Genomic DNA, 14,820 nt, shown 5'->3' on the forward strand with positions numbered 1-14,820 from the left:
TGCGTCCGCCACAGACTGAGCACAAAGCAGCTCAGTCATGGCTACCTCAAATGGCTCTACGGCTATTCGGGATAAAATTTTAGCCTCCCTCGCGCGCTATCGCGCACTTCGGATTGGCAAATTTCCCTGCGCCTTCTGGAGACTATCATCCCGTCCGGGGCTGACAGCGCCTGTTTCATCATAAAGCCTTGGCAAAAGTGTTTCGCGCTAAAATGCTGACACGCATGAGCGAAGAGAAACTTCCTTTTCCTGCGAAGATTCCGAAAACATGGGTAGTGGATTGCAAGTTTGTCGGAGCTGGCGATAAGGCTCTGATTTATCTGGGACGATATCTGTACCGTTGGGTGATTCGTGAAAAGGATATTTTATCCTGTCAGGATGGCAAAGTGACATACCGCTATCAAGACAGTAAAACCAAACGCTATCAAACCAAAACAGTGTCGGGAGCTGATTTTTTATGGCTGGTATTGCAACACCGATGTTTTGCCTAAAGGCTTTCGTCGCGCACGAAACCTTGGCTTTTTACACCCCAATAGCAAGGGCGTGATTAAACTGATTCACATCCTGCTAAAGTTTGATCCGGCGAAGATATTACGCACTCTGAAACCACGCCCGCAATTTAGTTGCAAGTGCTGTGGTGGGGCCGACGCCTTCACCCAAGCAAGCAGGATAAGACCCTGAGGGAGTTGCTTGGGCTAAAATCGGGGATTTAGGCTAAAAAATTGCTCCAAAACTTGTTGTTGTAAGTTGTCTGCAATAGGCAACTTACAATGTTCAGTTAAGATTTAAAAATAGAGCTCTGATTAATCAATCAGGCTGATCAATAAAAAGCGTGTTCATATAGCGGATCTAACAGAATTCATACTATCATTGCCGGGCTTGTCCAACAAACGGTTCAGATTGTGGCTCGCTTCGCGATCACAATCTAACCTTGTTCGTTATATGTATTCTAACTATTAACATTAACATCAAAATACATATATTTGTATTACAATTGTACTCAATAACAACTAACTCAGAGTACGAAAATGAAAACAGACATTATTAGCACACGCATTGATCACGACATGAAAATAGAGTTTTCGCATGTTTGCGAAGAAATAGGGTTAAGTCCATCTCAAGCCATAAAACTATTTGCAAAAGCAGTTATCAATTATGGTGGGATTCCATTTGAACTAAAAGCTAAACAACCAAATTCCATTACAATACAAGCGATTCAAGAGCTTGAAAAGGGCAATGGACATACAACCGATAATGTAACTGAACTTTTTAATGATCTTCAAGCTAAACTAAACAATGCTTAAAATCAGATATTCAAACCATTTCAAAAAAGACTTTAAAAAGGTACGAAACTTACCATTACCAGATTTAAAAGCCATATTTGAAGTGATTTCCACTCTAGAAAAAGGCTTAACTCTTGATAAAAAATACAAAGATCATGAGCTATCTGGTAATTGGGCTAAATTTCGTGAATGCCATATAAAACCTGACCAACTCTTGATTTATAAAATAAATTCTGACGAACTCCAGTTAGCTAGGCTTGGGACTCACAGTGATTTATTTTAAACACCAATGTTTAGTGCTAGGATCTCGTTCAATTTTGCCCTCATACTCTAACTCTCTCACTAACGCTACAATCCAATATTGTTGATTAGATGACGTCGCTTTTTCATACTCCCCCCAATCGAACCCACACATTCTAAATATTTGCGCCAACTTTAATCCATTTTTTCCTGGCTTGTAGTCATGATTGTTTTGCATAAACTGTAAAACAAGAGTTTTTGCCAGCCCTCTTATCTCACCACCCCTTATTTCATACTCAGTCATTTAATTACCCAGTTTTCAAACATATAACGCAAAAAGCTCACCAGCGATTGCAAGCGTAGCGCGACAAACGTCTGGTGGAGCGGCTTGTTGGACGAAGCCGCTATCGCGGAGAAAAACAGCTTCACCCCTAAATTTATAGTGTAACCTCATTGCCTGTTATCTGCATAACAGGTTAATTTGTAAGCTCATTTAACTAGCAAAAATGAGGTTACCCTGTTATGACACCATCGATAGAGCTTCAATTCAACCATTATTATACCCAGCACTGTAAGCATTTAAAGCTTCAAGGCCTGCAACCCAAAACCATTGATGCCTATTCGCGTGCTATTCGTCGTATCGGCGAGCATTTTCAGGGACATCTGGATAACTTATCGCAAGAGCAACTGGTGGATTATTTTTATGATCTTTTAAACCGTCTTTCCTGGAGTGCGGTGAAATTAGATCTCTATGGGCTAAAGTTTTTCTATACGCATGTACTCCATAAATCATGGGTTGATGTGCCGATGGTTAAACCACCTCGCTGTACGCGTATTCCCGATATTGTGACGGTGGCGGAAGCACTTTACTTCTCCTAATTATTTAAGTGAAATAACAGATTTAACCCACTACCTGGATTAGCTACTAACAGCAACCCACCCACGCCTTGCAAGCATTAAAAACCTATTTTAAACTCAAGCCCAGCACCATCGGGTGTCATCTCTTTTTCTTGATTCTCATTATGAGGCCCTTCAAAATGCGCCTCCATTTCAATACTAGAAGTTAGCTCTTCAGATTCAAAAATTCCTGGCAACAATTTTAGCTGCTCGCCTCTACCTCTATAGAGATAAGGTGATTTATCAGTTGCTCTTGCTTCGAAATTTAATGATAAATCTAAAACCCTAAGCGCCTCTTGCTTACTTTCCTCAACAGAAAAACCATCAGCTAAATCGACAGTTTTTATTCCTTTCTTATTCTCCTTATTAGGATCGAGTCTATCTACCCACCCTTTAGCCCGCTGAGAGCTTTCTGCAGCGACAACGTTTTCCGATGACTCAATAGCAACACTCTCGCTATTACTCTTTTCTTGCTCTAAATTATCATTACAAGCACTCAAAAATAAGGTGCTAGAAAAAATTAAGGCTCTACTTATTGCGCCTTTGTTCTGCATAAGTAGTACCCCCATTTTTACTTTACACTAATGACCTTAATGCCGCCCATATAGGGCAATAGAACCTCAGGAACAGTAATATCCCCAGCAGCAGTCTGATAATTCTCCATAACAGCTACCAAAGTACGTCCAGCGGCTAAACCAGAGCCATTTATAGTATGCACTAATTCAGGCTTACCTGTTTCAGGGTTGCGCCAGCGTGCTTTTAATCGACGCGCCTGAAAATCCTTGAAATTACTACACGATGAAATTTCTCTATAGGTATCCTGGCCTGGTAACCAGACTTCCAGATCATAAGTTTTAGTCGATGAAAAACCAGTATCACCAGCGCATAATAAAACTTTACGATAAGGTAGTTTTAATTTTTTCAGGATATTTTCAGCATGGTTAGTAAGCTCTTCATGCGCTTGCTCCGACTCACTTGCTTTAACAATTTGTACTAATTCAACTTTTTCAAACTGATGCTGCCGAATCAAACCTCGCACATCTTTACCATAAGCACCTGCTTCACTACGAAAACATGGTGTATGACAAACCATTTTGGCTGGCATTTCAGCGTTATCAACAATTTCATTACGCACAATATTGGTAACAGGTACTTCCGCTGTCGGGATTAAATATAAATCCGGGTCAGTACTAACTTTAAATAAATCATCAGCAAATTTCGGCAACTGCCCTGTACCGTACAAACTATCTGAATTAACGATATAGGGCACATAGGTTTCTGAATATCCATGCTCATCTGCGTGAGTGTCCAGCATAAACTGGATAATAGCTCTTTGCAGGCGAGCAATATTTCCTTTTAATGCTACAAACCGGGCACTCGTAATTTTTGCAGCCACCTCGAAATCCATACCCTTATGCAAAGCGCCCAGATCAACATGATCCTTTATCTCAAGGTCAAATGCGGGTAGCTCTCCCCACCGACTAATCTCGACATTATCATCCTCATCATTACCTGCTGGTACTGATGAGTCGAGAATATTAGGCAGTTCTTCCATCAACTCTTTCATTTGCACCTGAATTTCAGATAACTCTGTCTCTGCTGCCTTTAATTGCTCACCTAAACCTTGCACCTGGTCTAGTAATGGCTTTACATCCTCACCTTTTGCTTTCGCCTGACCTATTGATTTGGACCTTAAATTACGCTCATTTTGTAATTCCTGCGTTTTAACTTGTACCGCTTTACGTCTATTTTCTAAATCTGTATAAAAATCCGCATCAAAATCAATTGCGCGTCTTTTTAGTTGAGTCTGTACAAATTCAAGATCTGATCTAAATAAATGAGGATCTAACATAATTCTTTAACTTACCTTTAAAATAAAATGCTCTAAAAAGAGCTATCTTCTGGGCGGACTTCAGAGACCGAGAAAGTATTCAACATACCCCCCCTTGGTTAAGGAGGGGTTAGGGGCGGTTTGACACATAAAAACTAATCTTAAAACATCAATAGCTTATGTTTTTATAAACCCCCTTCAATCCCCATTTTTCAAGGGGGAAGGTAAAAAAAAGAATACCTTCACTGCCTCTTCAACCCGTTATTAAATTCGACCATAGCGAACTAAAATCCGCTCTACAGTCATTTTAAACCTGCTTACCTATTAACAAACCTGCCCAGATTGCCGCGCTACATAATAGGGCATTACCTAAAAACACGCTAAGCATCATATTCAGTTCTTTTTCAAATTGATGCCCTTCTTCCATCAGGTATAAAACCAGATATAAACTGGACAGCGTAGCAAACATACCGACGACTATAATAACCAGTACTGCTCTATACTCATCTGGCAATGCGGATTTATAGGTTAATAATGCCGCTAATAACCCTATTAAAAATGCAACTAGCGCGTTTACAGCGACAATAGCATAAGGGAATACCCAGCCCATCAAACGGATCACCCCATCGGAGTGAGAATATAACAACCGCCCAGCCATCAACCCCACCCAAACGGCAAATATGCAGGCACAAACACTAATTAAAATATTCAGCGCCGCCTTGAGTAAATTACCCTGCTCAATCAAATACAGTGTTTCCAGTGAGAAAGTTGAAAACGTGGTAAATGAACCAAATAAGCCCACCAATATTGCTGATCTATATTCTGTGGCAATTGCTATACGCTGCAATACCAGGGCTTCGGTCAATAATCCAATCAAAAAGGAACCCAGCACATTAACCACTAGAGTTCCATACGGAAAACCACGCCCTAACCATTGATAAATACCACTGGAAACTAGAAAACGTAATACCGCTCCACAGGCGCCCCCAATAGCTATTGCAATTATTGAATCCATATTTAGTCTAGTTCAAGCTTAATAAAATGTTCACGATAATGTTTTAGCTCTTCTATGGACTCTATAACGTCTTCCAGCGCTTGATGTGTTTCTTTCTTCTGCACAGAATCGACTACATGAGGTGCCCAACGCCGCGCCAATTCTTTCAATGTGGACACATCGATATTACGGTAATGAAAATACTCTTCTAGTTCGCGCATATAACGGTACAAAAAACGCCTATCCTGACCAATACTATTACCACACATTGGCGATTTACCAGCCGGCACCCATTGCTTTAAAAACTCAAGTGTTTGCTGCATAGCTTCGGCAGTCTCTATAGTCGAGTTTTTCACGCGCTCGATAAGCCCCGATTGCCCGTGATGTTTCTGATTCCAGTCATCCATTTCTTCTAGCGCCTGGTCACTTTGGTGTACCGCTATTACCGGACCTGTAGCCAAAACATTTAAATACTTATCAGTGACTACGGTTGCTATCTCGATAATTAGATCGCTATCCGGATCCAGGCCAGTCATCTCCAGGTCAAGCCAGACCAGATTTTCTTGTTGTTGTGGCATTTATTTATCCATAAAAAATAGATTGTGTGGTAAATTGTAGCATTGGCTAATCTGTATAGCCATAGCGCACTAAGGCATTCTCCCGTTTCTTATGCTTAGGAAAATTAGAAAAATATTCCCCACTATTCACCGCGCTTGCTTATTCAGAAACATGAACATTTTCACCTCTCCAGTTCGCTTTAGATTAAAGAGCCGTTACAAATTGTCTTTATTATTCTAAAATAGCGGCTTAACTCAGTAAGCTGATAAGCACTTTTATTAACCACTCAATTTATTATCCAAGCATACAAGCAATGAATACTTTTACTTATATCTTTTTAATCGCACTGGTTTTATCCTATTCCGTGCAATTCTGGTTATCTAGACGTCAATCTGCCCACGTACTCAAACACCGCACCGAGGTACCTGAGGCCTTTACCAAATCAATCACCCTGGAAGCTCATCAAAAAGCGGCAGACTACACAATTGAAAAAGGCAAGCTAGGCGATATAGACAGCGTTGTAGGCATTGTCTTTCTTTTAGCATTAACGCTGGGAGGAGGCATAAGCCTTGTGTTTAATTATTGGGCGAGCTTTGAATTATCACCTATCATGGCCGGGATTGCTTCATTAGGTTCTGTATTTGCCATTATGTCGGTACTTGAATTACCCACAACGCTCTATCAAACCTTTGTTATTGAAGAAAAATACGGCTTTAATAATAGCACTGTTAAACAATTTATCATCGACCAGTTAATGCAATTAGCATTAATTGCCATTATTGGCCTACCCTTACTGGCTCTTATTCTATGGGTCATGGATGCACTAGGAAGCTCATGGTGGGTCTGGACCTGGGCTATTTTAATCAGCTTCTCATTACTTATGAGCTGGCTCTACCCAACGCTTATCGCACCTTTATTTAATAAATTCACACCCTTAGAAGACGGCACTTTAAAAGACCGAATTAATCAGTTACTTGAGCGCTGTGGATTTTGTAGTAATGGTATTTTTATTATGGACGGATCAAAACGCTCTGGTCATGGTAATGCCTATTTTACTGGCATGGGTAGTAATAAACGTATCGTATTCTTTGATACACTTGCCGAGTCATTAGATGATGACGAAATGGAAGCTGTCCTGGCACATGAGTTAGGCCATTTTAAACGCAAACATGTCATTAAAATGCTCGTTGCAAGCTCAATTATGAGCTTAATCAGCTTAGGCATTTTAGGCTGGCTGATTACTCAGAACTGGTTCTTTACAGGTTTAGGTGTTGATATTCCTTCTAACGCGGCGGCTTTGTTGCTGTTTATGCTGGTTTCGCCTGCTTTCACTACATTTATGACTCCAATCAGTGCTTATTTTCAGCGTAAATTTGAATTCGAAGCTGATGACTTTGCCGCCGAGCATGCTCAGGCCAGTAAATTAATTAGTGGCCTGGTAAAACTTTATAAAGAAAATGCCAGCACTTTAACACCCGACCCTTTATTTTCTGCATTTCATTATAGTCACCCTCCTGCCGCTATACGTATAGCGCACTTAGAGCCTAAACTATAATATGTTTACCTTTTTTCCCGCTTTGATAAACACGATAAAATCTTTTCTATAATTTATGACAGAGTTGCATCAAGGACTGGTTATTTCGCACCTGGGCAAAGGTATTGCCGTTGAAATAGACGGCAATATAATCCTTTGCCAGACCCGCCGAAAAGTAGAAACAGTTGCCGCCGGCGATAGTGTAAAAATAACCATAGTCGCTAAAGATCAAGGTCGAATTGAAGAGCTATTACCTCGCCATTCATTATTGGAACGACCTAATAAAGGCTCAAAAACACGCCCTGTGGCAGCTAATATTGATCAGATATTTGTCGTTTTCGCAACCGAGCCTTTCTGTGATTTTTTACTAATAGATCAGTACCTTGCCATCTGTGAAAATCGCAACATCAATGCCCTGTTAATCTATAATAAATCAGATTTAGCTACTGTTGATAATATCGAACAAGAGCTCGCTAACTATCAAAATCTTGGCTATCCATTATTCCGCGTTAGTGCAATAGAAAATGCAGGCATAAACAACCTTAAGCAGGCTCTGTTAAATAAAATTAGTATTTTTTCCGGACAGTCTGGTGTAGGAAAATCGTCATTAACCAACGCGCTGATTCCAGATAAAGAACTGAAGACCAATACTGTCTCCGCAATTACCAAACATGGCAGACATACCACAACAGCCGCTACACTCTATCATTTGCCTGAAGGCGGAGATTTAATTGATAGCCCAGGAGTCGCCATATTTGGATTAGCCGGACTATCAGAAAACCAATTAGCTCACGGCTACCGAGAGTTTCAGGAATTTATAGAACATTGTAAATTTAATAATTGCCGGCATGTAAAAGACAAAGGCTGTGCAGTTCGCAGCGCTGTGGGAGATGGAAGCATCTCTAGCGCTCGCTATCAGCGTTTTTTGAAATTGCGGGAAAAAATGTCACTTGATTAATTTTTATCTAGCAATAACTTATAATCATAGGTTGAATTAGATCATCTAGCGAGGCGCAGATAACCCAACGTCTTATCTTATTGAAATTTAATCAATAGTTTTCATATGGTAGGCTGGGTTAGCTTATCAAGCAAAGCGCGATAATCTAACCCAGCATTTCACCATAAATCAACGTGTTGCCGGGTTACGTTTTTTTACTTCGTAAAAAAATCTAACCCAGCCTACATTCTTATCTTATTGAAATTTAATCAATAAATTCTTAAGTAAGCAGCATTACACTCAGATACCTTTGCCAAATATTCCATAGACTCTGACAAAGCTATGTAAAATCAACCTGCCGGCCAACTCATTTGTCGACCACCTAGTAAGTGTAGATGCAGGTGATACACTTCTTGCCCACCTGCATTATTACAATTAATAACAGTACGGTAACCTGTTTCAGCGATGCCTTCAGCATTGGCAATCTGTGCAACAGTTTGCAATAAATGCCCTGCCAGTTGCTTATCCTGCAGATCATTCAGGGTAGCAACGTGCTGCTTAGGAACAACCAGAATATGAGTCGGCGCTTTAGGGCTAATATCTCTGAAAGCAAGTACCTGATCATCTTCGTATACGATATCAGGCTTGATTTCTTTGGCTACCATTTTACAAAATAGACAATCAGTCATGTGCTCTCCTATGCTATATCACGTCGCCCACTGAAAGCATGAGCAAGAGTACTACTATCAATAAATTCCAGCTCACCACCAACGGGCACACCGTGTGCAATACGGCTTACCTTAATCTTATATGGCAAAGCCAGCTGGGCAATAAAGTGTGCGGTTGCTTCACCTTCTACCGTGGAATTAGTCGCCAGAATCAGCTCAGTTATCTGAGTATTCTCTAATTGCTGTTCAAGTTGATCCAGGCCTATTTCATCTGGTCCTATGCCATCCAACGGTGATAAGCGCCCGTTTAAAACAAAGAAGATACCTTTAAAATCAGTTGCCTGATTAATCAACCAGACATCTGCCGGGCTTTCTACCACACATAAAACCTGCTGGTCGCGCTCAGAATTGGCACACAGTTCACATAATTCATGTTCACTCAGGGTTCGGCATTTTTTACACAAACCTAGTTTTTCAACAGCCACTTGCAGTACTTTAGCCAGGTTTTCGGCACCACCTCTATCTCGTTGAAATAAATGCAGTGCTATCCGCTGTGCAGACTTTGGTCCCACACCAGGCATACAGCATAAGGCATCAATTACTTCACTTAGTAATTCTTGTTTTAGCATATTTAGAATGGCATTTTGAACCCGGGAGGTAGTGGCATTCCAGAAGTAACATCACCCATTTTTTCTTTTTTAAGTTTAGCAACTTTATGTACCGCATCATTAATCGCAGCCGCCACTAAATCTTCCAGCATTTCCTTATCATCACCAACCAAAGCATCATCAATAGACACTTTACGAACTTCTCTTTTCCCTGTCATCAAGATACTGACCATGCCTCCGCCAGCTTCACCCGTGACTTCTAACGCCTCAAGTTCAGCTTGAGCTTTTTGCATATCTTCTTGCATTTTCTGAGCCTGCTGCATAATATTACCAAGCGCACCCTTCATATTTATTTCTCCTCACTATTATTTTGCACTGGCTCAATTGAACCAGGAATTACGCGTGCATCAAAATTTGTTTTTAATGCCTGTATGTTTTCATCATTATCTATCGCATCGACTGCTTCTTGCTGTCGATTCAATTTTGCTTTATGGTTTTTTATAGCTGGTGTATCACTGGCAACAGACTCTGTTTTAATCACTAACTTAAGAGCTTTACCATAATACTTTTGTACCGCTGACTGTAATTTCTCTTCAGAACGGGGACTTCTAATCTGTGCTTGCTTTGGGTCCAGGATCAGGCGGCATTGCTGCTCATCTAGCGACTCTAAAATACAATTATTTGCTAACTCACGAGTTAAACCCATTAATTTCATAGCATCCACAACATCATGCCACGGTAAATCAGCATTAGGTTCTGTCGTCTCGTTTTCTATAGCAATAGGGCTAACCGCCTCAGGTATTACTTGAGGTACTATTCGAGGTTCAGCCGCCTCTCTTTGAACTGAACTCGATTGAGGTCTGGGCTTTTGAGCTACAACCGGCGCAACTCTGTTCTGCGGCTTAACTCCACTGAATTGCGGATTAAAAGCGAGCATTCTAAGCATGATCATTTCAAACCCAGCTCTTGGCTCTGGTGCCAAACCGAGGTCTTTCTGACCCATTAGTGCAATTTGATAATACAACTGTAATTCTTCTGCAGAAAATAGCTGACTTAACTCACTCAGCATCTCAGCATCTTCTTCCGCGTCTGCCACTGACGGCACCAGTTGAATCAAAGCTAATCTGTTTAACACATAGAGTACTTGCTGCAATATATCGGCAAAGTCAGGCGTTAATTCCGCTAGATCCTTTATGGTATGCAATACCTTTTGCGCATCCTTCTGCGCCAGACAACGCAACAAATCCTCTACCGGTTGCTGAGCAATGGTACCGAGCATCTGACTCACTGTTTCAGTACTAACGACATCATTACCAAAAACAATCGCCTGATCCAGCAAACTCAATCCATCACGCATACTACCATCAGCAGCACGCGCAATTAAGCGCAACGCACCCTGCTCAAATTCAATTTTTTCTTCACCAAGAATATAAGCCATTTGTTCACTTATCTGGCTAGGGGTCAGGCATTTTAAATTAAATTGTAAACAACGCGATAAAACAGTAACGGGGATTTTTTGCGGATCAGTGGTGGCTAATAAAAACTTAACATGTTCGGGGGGTTCTTCAAGAGTTTTAAGCAAGGCATTAAAACTGTGCCCTGATAGCATATGCACTTCATCAATCAGGTAAACTTTATACTTACCCACATTAGGCGCATATTGAGCGTTATCTAATAGATCACGAGTATCTTCGACTTTAGTACGCGAAGCAGCATCTACTTCGATTAAATCTAGAAACCGCCCTTCATCTAAGGCCTGACAAACAGCGCATTGCCCACAGGGATTATAGTTTTGAAGGTTTTCGCAATTAATTGCTTTTGCCAGGATTCTGGCTATGGTAGTTTTTCCTACACCGCGAGTGCCGGTAAATAAATAAGCATGGTGTAAACGATTATGTTGCAATGCATTAATTAGCGACTGGCTAACGTGCTCTTGACCAACAATTTCGGTGAAATTATGCGGACGCCATTTTCTGGCGAGAACCTGATGATTCATGGCGGAGTGCTAGAATGTAGAGATTGGGCGGATACCATGCCAGCCACATCTCAGCACACGAATCTTCTGCTACCGTTGCTCCCTTCCAGGCCTGGCGGAGTTTACAGAATATCGTTGCGAGAGGACCGACACAGTAACCATAATGTCGACAACCACTAGCGTTGAAGAGCGGCTATTATGCGTTATTTACGAGTACAGTTCAAGCGTAAATCTTAATTTATTATTGGTTTGCATAATTCCTTAAGAAATACTGCATCGCAAGCGCTGTAGAAAGAGAGCTGATTGCAGCTTATCAACACTGCTACAACCTTAATCTGACAACTAATAATAGAACACTCTGCAATCAAATTTTATTTTTGAATAGTTGTTTTTCGAGCCATTGTAGACATTCAAAAAAAAATAGGCGATATTGAGCATAGCCTGCCTCCTGGTGCAGGCAAGCCTGCGGTGGGTGATCACTTTGGTTATGTCTTCGGTTTTTTGTTATCTGTTACTGGCGATGGGTTTACCTATGCGGAGCTTGAAGAGTATGTTCAGAGCACCTGACCTCTACCTTTACATAAATCCCCCCAGTTAAGTATAACGCGACCACTTATGCCTCCGGCGGCCCCGATTCGTCCTCGTCACCTCGTCCCGACCCAACAAGGGGTCGGAACATAGGCTCCAAATGACTTGACGCCGTGTCGGATGGCCTTTTATTTTGTCTCCACCTTCGCTAACGCTCAGACTCCGACAAAACAACGGCCCTACGGCTATCGCGGACTAAAAATCATCACTTCGCTTAGGCTACCTTTCCCTGATTTTCAGCGATTGCACAACCAAAATGAAATTGTTGATGCGGGGTATGTGGAAATCCAGAACGAACGATTGCGTGTTAGTCCAACGGGTGCATTTAATGATCCTCAGGATATTGCTGAGTTAAGTGTGACCGCATCACGACTGAATGCAAAAGGAAAAAGTGAATTACTTCACCTTAAAGATGTTGTCACTGTCAGCGAAGGGTATTTAAAGCCTGCCAAACAATTATTGCGCTTTGATGGTCAACCCGCTATATCAATAGCGCTCGCTCCAGTTGGTGGCACGAATATTGTTACCGTGGGGGAAGCGATTGATAAAAGATTAGCTGAGCTACAGGGGACCTTACCGGTCGGGATAGAAATCCATAAAGTTTCCTGGCAATCAGAGTCCGTTGCTGATTCTATTAAAGTCTTTATGATCAACCTGCTTGAAGCGGTGCTTATTGTTCTTATTGTACTTGCGGTCAGTATGGGGCTTCGGGTAGGGGTTATCATTGGTTTTAGTGGGCTGATTGTCGCAATCCTGGGTACCTTTATCGTGATGAAAATCGTTGGCCTTGATTTACAGCGCGTTTCACTAGGCGCGTTGATTATTTCAATGGGGATGATGGTCGATAATGCCATTGTTGTGGTTGATGGGTTTGTGGTCAAACTAAAACAAGGGGTAGATCGAAAGCAAGCTGCGATTGAAGCAGCAAGCACGCCTTCATGGCCATTATTAGGTGCAACGGTGATTGCTTGCATGGATTTCTATCCAATTTATACTTCGACAGTAAGTACCGTGAATATGCAGGTAGCCTTTTTGTCGTCGTGTTTATATCGCTGATTTTTAGCTGGGTATTATCGCAAACAGTCACCCCGCTAATGTGTATGGTCATGTTACCTGATCCCGATAAGGATGCAAATGAGGATATTTATGCAGGCGGGTTTTATCAGAAATTTCGTAGTTTGTTAGCATTCTCTATCAAATATAGAGTCATGTTTATGGGCGCGATGGTGGGCTTGCTTTTTCTTTCTGTGTTAGGTTTTCGTTACGTCCCTGTGTTATTTTTTCCAGAATATTCACGGCTTCAAGTGATGATCGACTATTGGGAACCAGAAGGCAACCGTATTGAACAGGTAGCAAGTCATTTGCAGGGTATAGAAGATAAATTATTGACCCTCTCCCAGGTGGAAAGTGTCAGCTCTTTTATTGGACAAGGACCGCCGCGTTTTTTATTTGCCGGTAAACCCTGAGACTCCTCATTCCTCGTATGCTCAATTAATCGTCAATACCGAAACACTGGACGATGTGGATACCGTTATAGCCGATATAACGCCTTGGTTTGCAGAGAATTATCCTGATGCCTTTATTCGAGTGCGTAAGTATCCGGTCGGTAGCTTTGATGACTGGAAGTTTGAAGCACGCTTTAGTGGGCCTGCAACTGCGACCCGGAAATTCTGCGTTCTCTGGCCGATCAGGGGGTTTGGCTATACTAGAGCAAAGCCCTTACACCTTAGAATCCAGGAGTAATTGGCGGCAACGTGTTAAAAAAGTAGTCCCTGAGTATGGTCAGGCTAGAGGTCGATGGAGTGGCATTTCCAGAGGTGATGTGGCCAGAGCTTCAAAAAGGGCTTTTGATGGCATAACAGTAGGACAATTCCGGCAAGAAGATGATTTAATACCCATCGTCCTGCGCCACCAGGAAAGTGAACGTGTACAAGCCGCAACAAATATAGATATGTTGCAAGTGCTTTCGCCTTTTGCAATTGATGCTGTACCGTTAGCGCAGGTCACTAAATCTGTTGAAGTAGCCTGGGAGGATCCGGTTATCTGGCGTTGGGACCGGCGTAGAGCGATCACCGTACAAGCTTCGCCTAAAATTGGTGTTACTACGCCCACTTTGAGAGATAGTGTATTATCTGAGTTTAATGCCATAAAATTGCCGCCGGGTTATAAAATGGACTGGGATGGTGAGTACGATACTTCGAAGGAATCGCAAGACGGTTTAAAACCGGGTATGGTGCCCGCTTTAATTATTATGGTCTTTATTATCTGAAGTTTCCCAATAATTATTTATGGTAAAATTGAAACTATGCTACAACTATATGAAAAAAATAGTCTTTTCATTCGTTTCAAATGCTATTGCCTAAGGGGAATTAAGTAGGGGTTTGCTATAAACATGGCAAAACCACCTAAAATAAACCTCGATACACCAGCATTGTGTATTTCAGCTACTCAATAATTGGGAAACTTCAGTATTAGATATCCACATGCTTAAAAAAGCAGCTGCCAGCATAAACCCAATAACTACCCGTTTGCCACTATTAACTCCTGCGAGCCTTACCATATAGATCGCGAGTCGGCGATGTACGCCACTTTTTTCCAGAGATCGCGATAACATAAAGCCACCCATTAATAGCAATATGATATGACTGCCTAATGCAGTTGATACTTCTTTAGGGGTGAGTACGCCAGCAAAGGGAAACAAAGCAAA

The 14,820-nt window shown here is 41.6% G+C and carries 18 protein-coding genes, 1 other RNA gene and 3 pseudogenes; 11 read left to right on the forward strand and 11 right to left on the reverse strand.

The genetic code is table 11. From position 1 onward, the window contains the following. Positions 1-37 precede the first annotated feature (37 nt). The 4 genes and pseudogenes from CDZ78_RS21690 (at position 38) to CDZ78_RS04060 (ending at position 1,566) form a co-directional block, all read left to right on the forward strand. Positions 38-184: a hypothetical protein gene (locus tag CDZ78_RS21690; RefSeq protein ID WP_167374168.1), complete on the forward strand. Its 147-nt coding sequence runs from the start codon at positions 38-40 to the stop codon at positions 182-184. Next, positions 171-681 (forward strand): annotated as a pseudogene (locus tag CDZ78_RS22875) (IS91 family transposase); the annotation flags it as partial. The gene CDZ78_RS21690 and the pseudogene CDZ78_RS22875, both read left to right, overlap by 14 nt. A 347-nt stretch (positions 682-1,028) precedes the next feature. Next, positions 1,029-1,304, forward strand: a complete 276-nt coding sequence (locus CDZ78_RS04055) for a type II toxin-antitoxin system RelB/DinJ family antitoxin (RefSeq protein ID WP_087868825.1) — start codon at positions 1,029-1,031, stop codon at positions 1,302-1,304. Continuing rightward, positions 1,297-1,566 (forward strand): type II toxin-antitoxin system YafQ family toxin, encoded by a 270-nt coding sequence (locus tag CDZ78_RS04060; RefSeq protein ID WP_087868826.1) that lies wholly within the window; start codon positions 1,297-1,299, stop codon positions 1,564-1,566. The genes CDZ78_RS04055 and CDZ78_RS04060 overlap by 8 nt, the downstream gene beginning before the upstream one ends. On the opposite strand, the gene CDZ78_RS04065 is transcribed toward CDZ78_RS04060, so the two are convergent. Then, entirely contained in the window at positions 1,558-1,827 is a 270-nt protein-coding gene (locus tag CDZ78_RS04065) for a hypothetical protein (RefSeq protein ID WP_087868827.1), read from the reverse strand. The two genes, CDZ78_RS04060 and CDZ78_RS04065, sit on opposite strands and share 9 nt — an antisense overlap. A gap of 218 nt (positions 1,828-2,045) precedes the next feature. On the opposite strand from CDZ78_RS04065, the pseudogene CDZ78_RS04070 reads away from it, so the two are divergent. Further along, positions 2,046-2,384: pseudogene (locus tag CDZ78_RS04070) on the forward strand (site-specific integrase); the annotation flags it as partial. Positions 2,385-2,479: 95 nt separating this feature from the next. On the opposite strand, the gene CDZ78_RS04075 reads toward CDZ78_RS04070, so the two are convergent. From CDZ78_RS04075 to orn, 4 genes are all read right to left on the reverse strand, one after another. Further along, positions 2,480-2,989 carry a hypothetical protein gene (locus CDZ78_RS04075; protein ID WP_087868829.1) on the reverse strand — a complete coding sequence of 170 codons (510 nt, stop codon included), beginning with the start codon at positions 2,987-2,989 and terminating at the stop codon, positions 2,480-2,482. Between the two features lie 2 nt (positions 2,990-2,991). After that, positions 2,992-4,272, reverse strand: a complete 1,281-nt coding sequence (gene serS / locus CDZ78_RS04080; RefSeq protein WP_087868830.1) for a serine--tRNA ligase — start codon at positions 4,270-4,272, stop codon at positions 2,992-2,994. 286 nt (positions 4,273-4,558) lie between these two features. Further along, entirely contained in the window at positions 4,559-5,266 is a 708-nt protein-coding gene (gene crcB, locus CDZ78_RS04085) for a fluoride efflux transporter CrcB (protein WP_087868831.1), read from the reverse strand. 2 nt (positions 5,267-5,268) lie between these two features. Beyond that, entirely contained in the window at positions 5,269-5,823 is a 555-nt protein-coding gene (gene orn / locus CDZ78_RS04090; protein WP_087868832.1) for an oligoribonuclease, read from the reverse strand. 293 nt (positions 5,824-6,116) lie between these two features. On the opposite strand from orn, the gene CDZ78_RS04095 reads away from it, so the two are divergent. Both CDZ78_RS04095 and rsgA read left to right on the forward strand, forming a co-directional pair. Continuing rightward, complete coding sequence (locus CDZ78_RS04095; RefSeq protein ID WP_087868833.1) at positions 6,117-7,358, forward strand: M48 family metallopeptidase; 1,242 nt, start codon at positions 6,117-6,119, stop codon at positions 7,356-7,358. A gap of 55 nt (positions 7,359-7,413) precedes the next feature. Continuing rightward, on the forward strand, positions 7,414-8,295 hold the full coding sequence (gene rsgA, locus CDZ78_RS04100; RefSeq protein ID WP_087868834.1) for a ribosome small subunit-dependent GTPase A: 882 nt from the start codon (positions 7,414-7,416) through the stop codon (positions 8,293-8,295). A gap of 329 nt (positions 8,296-8,624) precedes the next feature. Here rsgA and CDZ78_RS04105 read toward each other — a convergent pair whose 3' ends face one another. The 5 genes from CDZ78_RS04105 to ffs all read right to left on the reverse strand — a co-directional run bounded on the left by CDZ78_RS04105 (position 8,625) and on the right by ffs (position 11,677). Continuing rightward, the gene (locus CDZ78_RS04105; RefSeq protein WP_087868835.1) at positions 8,625-8,963 is read right to left on the reverse strand and encodes a histidine triad nucleotide-binding protein; all 339 of its coding nucleotides are present in this window, start codon (positions 8,961-8,963) and stop codon (positions 8,625-8,627) included. An 8-nt stretch (positions 8,964-8,971) separates the two neighbouring features. Continuing rightward, the gene (recR, locus tag CDZ78_RS04110) at positions 8,972-9,571 is read right to left on the reverse strand and encodes a recombination mediator RecR (protein ID WP_087868836.1); all 600 of its coding nucleotides are present in this window, start codon (positions 9,569-9,571) and stop codon (positions 8,972-8,974) included. Positions 9,572-9,573: 2 nt separating this feature from the next. After that, a complete protein-coding gene (locus tag CDZ78_RS04115) occupies positions 9,574-9,897 on the reverse strand; it encodes a YbaB/EbfC family nucleoid-associated protein (RefSeq protein ID WP_087868837.1) in 324 nt (107 codons plus the stop codon). A 2-nt stretch (positions 9,898-9,899) separates the two neighbouring features. Beyond that, positions 9,900-11,546, reverse strand: a complete 1,647-nt coding sequence (dnaX, locus tag CDZ78_RS04120; protein WP_087868838.1) for a DNA polymerase III subunit gamma/tau — start codon at positions 11,544-11,546, stop codon at positions 9,900-9,902. Positions 11,547-11,580: 34 nt separating this feature from the next. Beyond that, positions 11,581-11,677, reverse strand: an RNA gene (ffs, locus tag CDZ78_RS04125) — signal recognition particle sRNA small type. Positions 11,678-12,233: 556 nt separating this feature from the next. Here ffs and CDZ78_RS04130 point away from each other — a divergent pair. The 4 genes from CDZ78_RS04130 to CDZ78_RS04140 are packed head-to-tail and all read left to right on the forward strand — an operon-like array spanning position 12,234 to position 14,382. Next, positions 12,234-13,169 carry an efflux RND transporter permease subunit gene (locus CDZ78_RS04130; RefSeq protein WP_087868839.1) on the forward strand — a complete coding sequence of 312 codons (936 nt, stop codon included), beginning with the start codon at positions 12,234-12,236 and terminating at the stop codon, positions 13,167-13,169. A 38-nt stretch (positions 13,170-13,207) separates the two neighbouring features. After that, positions 13,208-13,579: a hypothetical protein gene (locus CDZ78_RS23560; RefSeq protein ID WP_280175538.1), complete on the forward strand. Its 372-nt coding sequence runs from the start codon at positions 13,208-13,210 to the stop codon at positions 13,577-13,579. Continuing rightward, positions 13,563-13,856, forward strand: coding sequence for a hypothetical protein (locus CDZ78_RS21695; protein ID WP_167374170.1), 294 nt, complete (start codon positions 13,563-13,565; stop codon positions 13,854-13,856). Before CDZ78_RS23560 ends, CDZ78_RS21695 begins: the two co-directional genes overlap by 17 nt. Continuing rightward, complete coding sequence (locus CDZ78_RS04140) at positions 13,810-14,382, forward strand: efflux RND transporter permease subunit (RefSeq protein ID WP_167374171.1); 573 nt, start codon at positions 13,810-13,812, stop codon at positions 14,380-14,382. Before CDZ78_RS21695 ends, CDZ78_RS04140 begins: the two co-directional genes overlap by 47 nt. Positions 14,383-14,562: 180 nt before the next feature. On the opposite strand, the pseudogene CDZ78_RS04145 reads toward CDZ78_RS04140, so the two are convergent. Next, positions 14,563-14,820, reverse strand: a pseudogene (locus CDZ78_RS04145) (SLC13 family permease); the annotation flags it as partial.

It is taken from the genome of Bathymodiolus platifrons methanotrophic gill symbiont (genome assembly GCF_002189065.1).
Classification (GTDB): domain Bacteria; phylum Pseudomonadota; class Gammaproteobacteria; order Methylococcales; family Methylomonadaceae; genus Methyloprofundus.

What these genes read in the sequence shown, in the direction of transcription:
- CDZ78_RS21690 (WP_167374168.1), top strand. Translation starts at nt 38, where the DNA reads ATGGCTACCTCAAATGGCTCTACGGCTATTCGGGATAAAATTTTAGCC.
- CDZ78_RS04055 (WP_087868825.1), top strand. Translation starts at nt 1,029, where the DNA reads ATGAAAACAGACATTATTAGCACACGCATTGATCACGACATGAAAATA.
- CDZ78_RS04060 (WP_087868826.1), top strand. Translation starts at nt 1,297, where the DNA reads ATGCTTAAAATCAGATATTCAAACCATTTCAAAAAAGACTTTAAAAAG.
- CDZ78_RS04065 (WP_087868827.1), bottom strand. Translation starts at nt 1,827, where the DNA reads ATGACTGAGTATGAAATAAGGGGTGGTGAGATAAGAGGGCTGGCAAAA.
- CDZ78_RS04075 (WP_087868829.1), bottom strand. Translation starts at nt 2,989, where the DNA reads ATGGGGGTACTACTTATGCAGAACAAAGGCGCAATAAGTAGAGCCTTA.
- serS (WP_087868830.1), bottom strand. Translation starts at nt 4,272, where the DNA reads ATGTTAGATCCTCATTTATTTAGATCAGATCTTGAATTTGTACAGACT.
- crcB (WP_087868831.1), bottom strand. Translation starts at nt 5,266, where the DNA reads ATGGATTCAATAATTGCAATAGCTATTGGGGGCGCCTGTGGAGCGGTA.
- orn (WP_087868832.1), bottom strand. Translation starts at nt 5,823, where the DNA reads ATGCCACAACAACAAGAAAATCTGGTCTGGCTTGACCTGGAGATGACT.
- CDZ78_RS04095 (WP_087868833.1), top strand. Translation starts at nt 6,117, where the DNA reads ATGAATACTTTTACTTATATCTTTTTAATCGCACTGGTTTTATCCTAT.
- rsgA (WP_087868834.1), top strand. Translation starts at nt 7,414, where the DNA reads ATGACAGAGTTGCATCAAGGACTGGTTATTTCGCACCTGGGCAAAGGT.
- CDZ78_RS04105 (WP_087868835.1), bottom strand. Translation starts at nt 8,963, where the DNA reads ATGACTGATTGTCTATTTTGTAAAATGGTAGCCAAAGAAATCAAGCCT.
- recR (WP_087868836.1), bottom strand. Translation starts at nt 9,571, where the DNA reads ATGCTAAAACAAGAATTACTAAGTGAAGTAATTGATGCCTTATGCTGT.
- CDZ78_RS04115 (WP_087868837.1), bottom strand. Translation starts at nt 9,897, where the DNA reads ATGAAGGGTGCGCTTGGTAATATTATGCAGCAGGCTCAGAAAATGCAA.
- dnaX (WP_087868838.1), bottom strand. Translation starts at nt 11,546, where the DNA reads ATGAATCATCAGGTTCTCGCCAGAAAATGGCGTCCGCATAATTTCACC.
- CDZ78_RS04130 (WP_087868839.1), top strand. Translation starts at nt 12,234, where the DNA reads ATGGCCTTTTATTTTGTCTCCACCTTCGCTAACGCTCAGACTCCGACA.
- CDZ78_RS23560 (WP_280175538.1), top strand. Translation starts at nt 13,208, where the DNA reads ATGTGTATGGTCATGTTACCTGATCCCGATAAGGATGCAAATGAGGAT.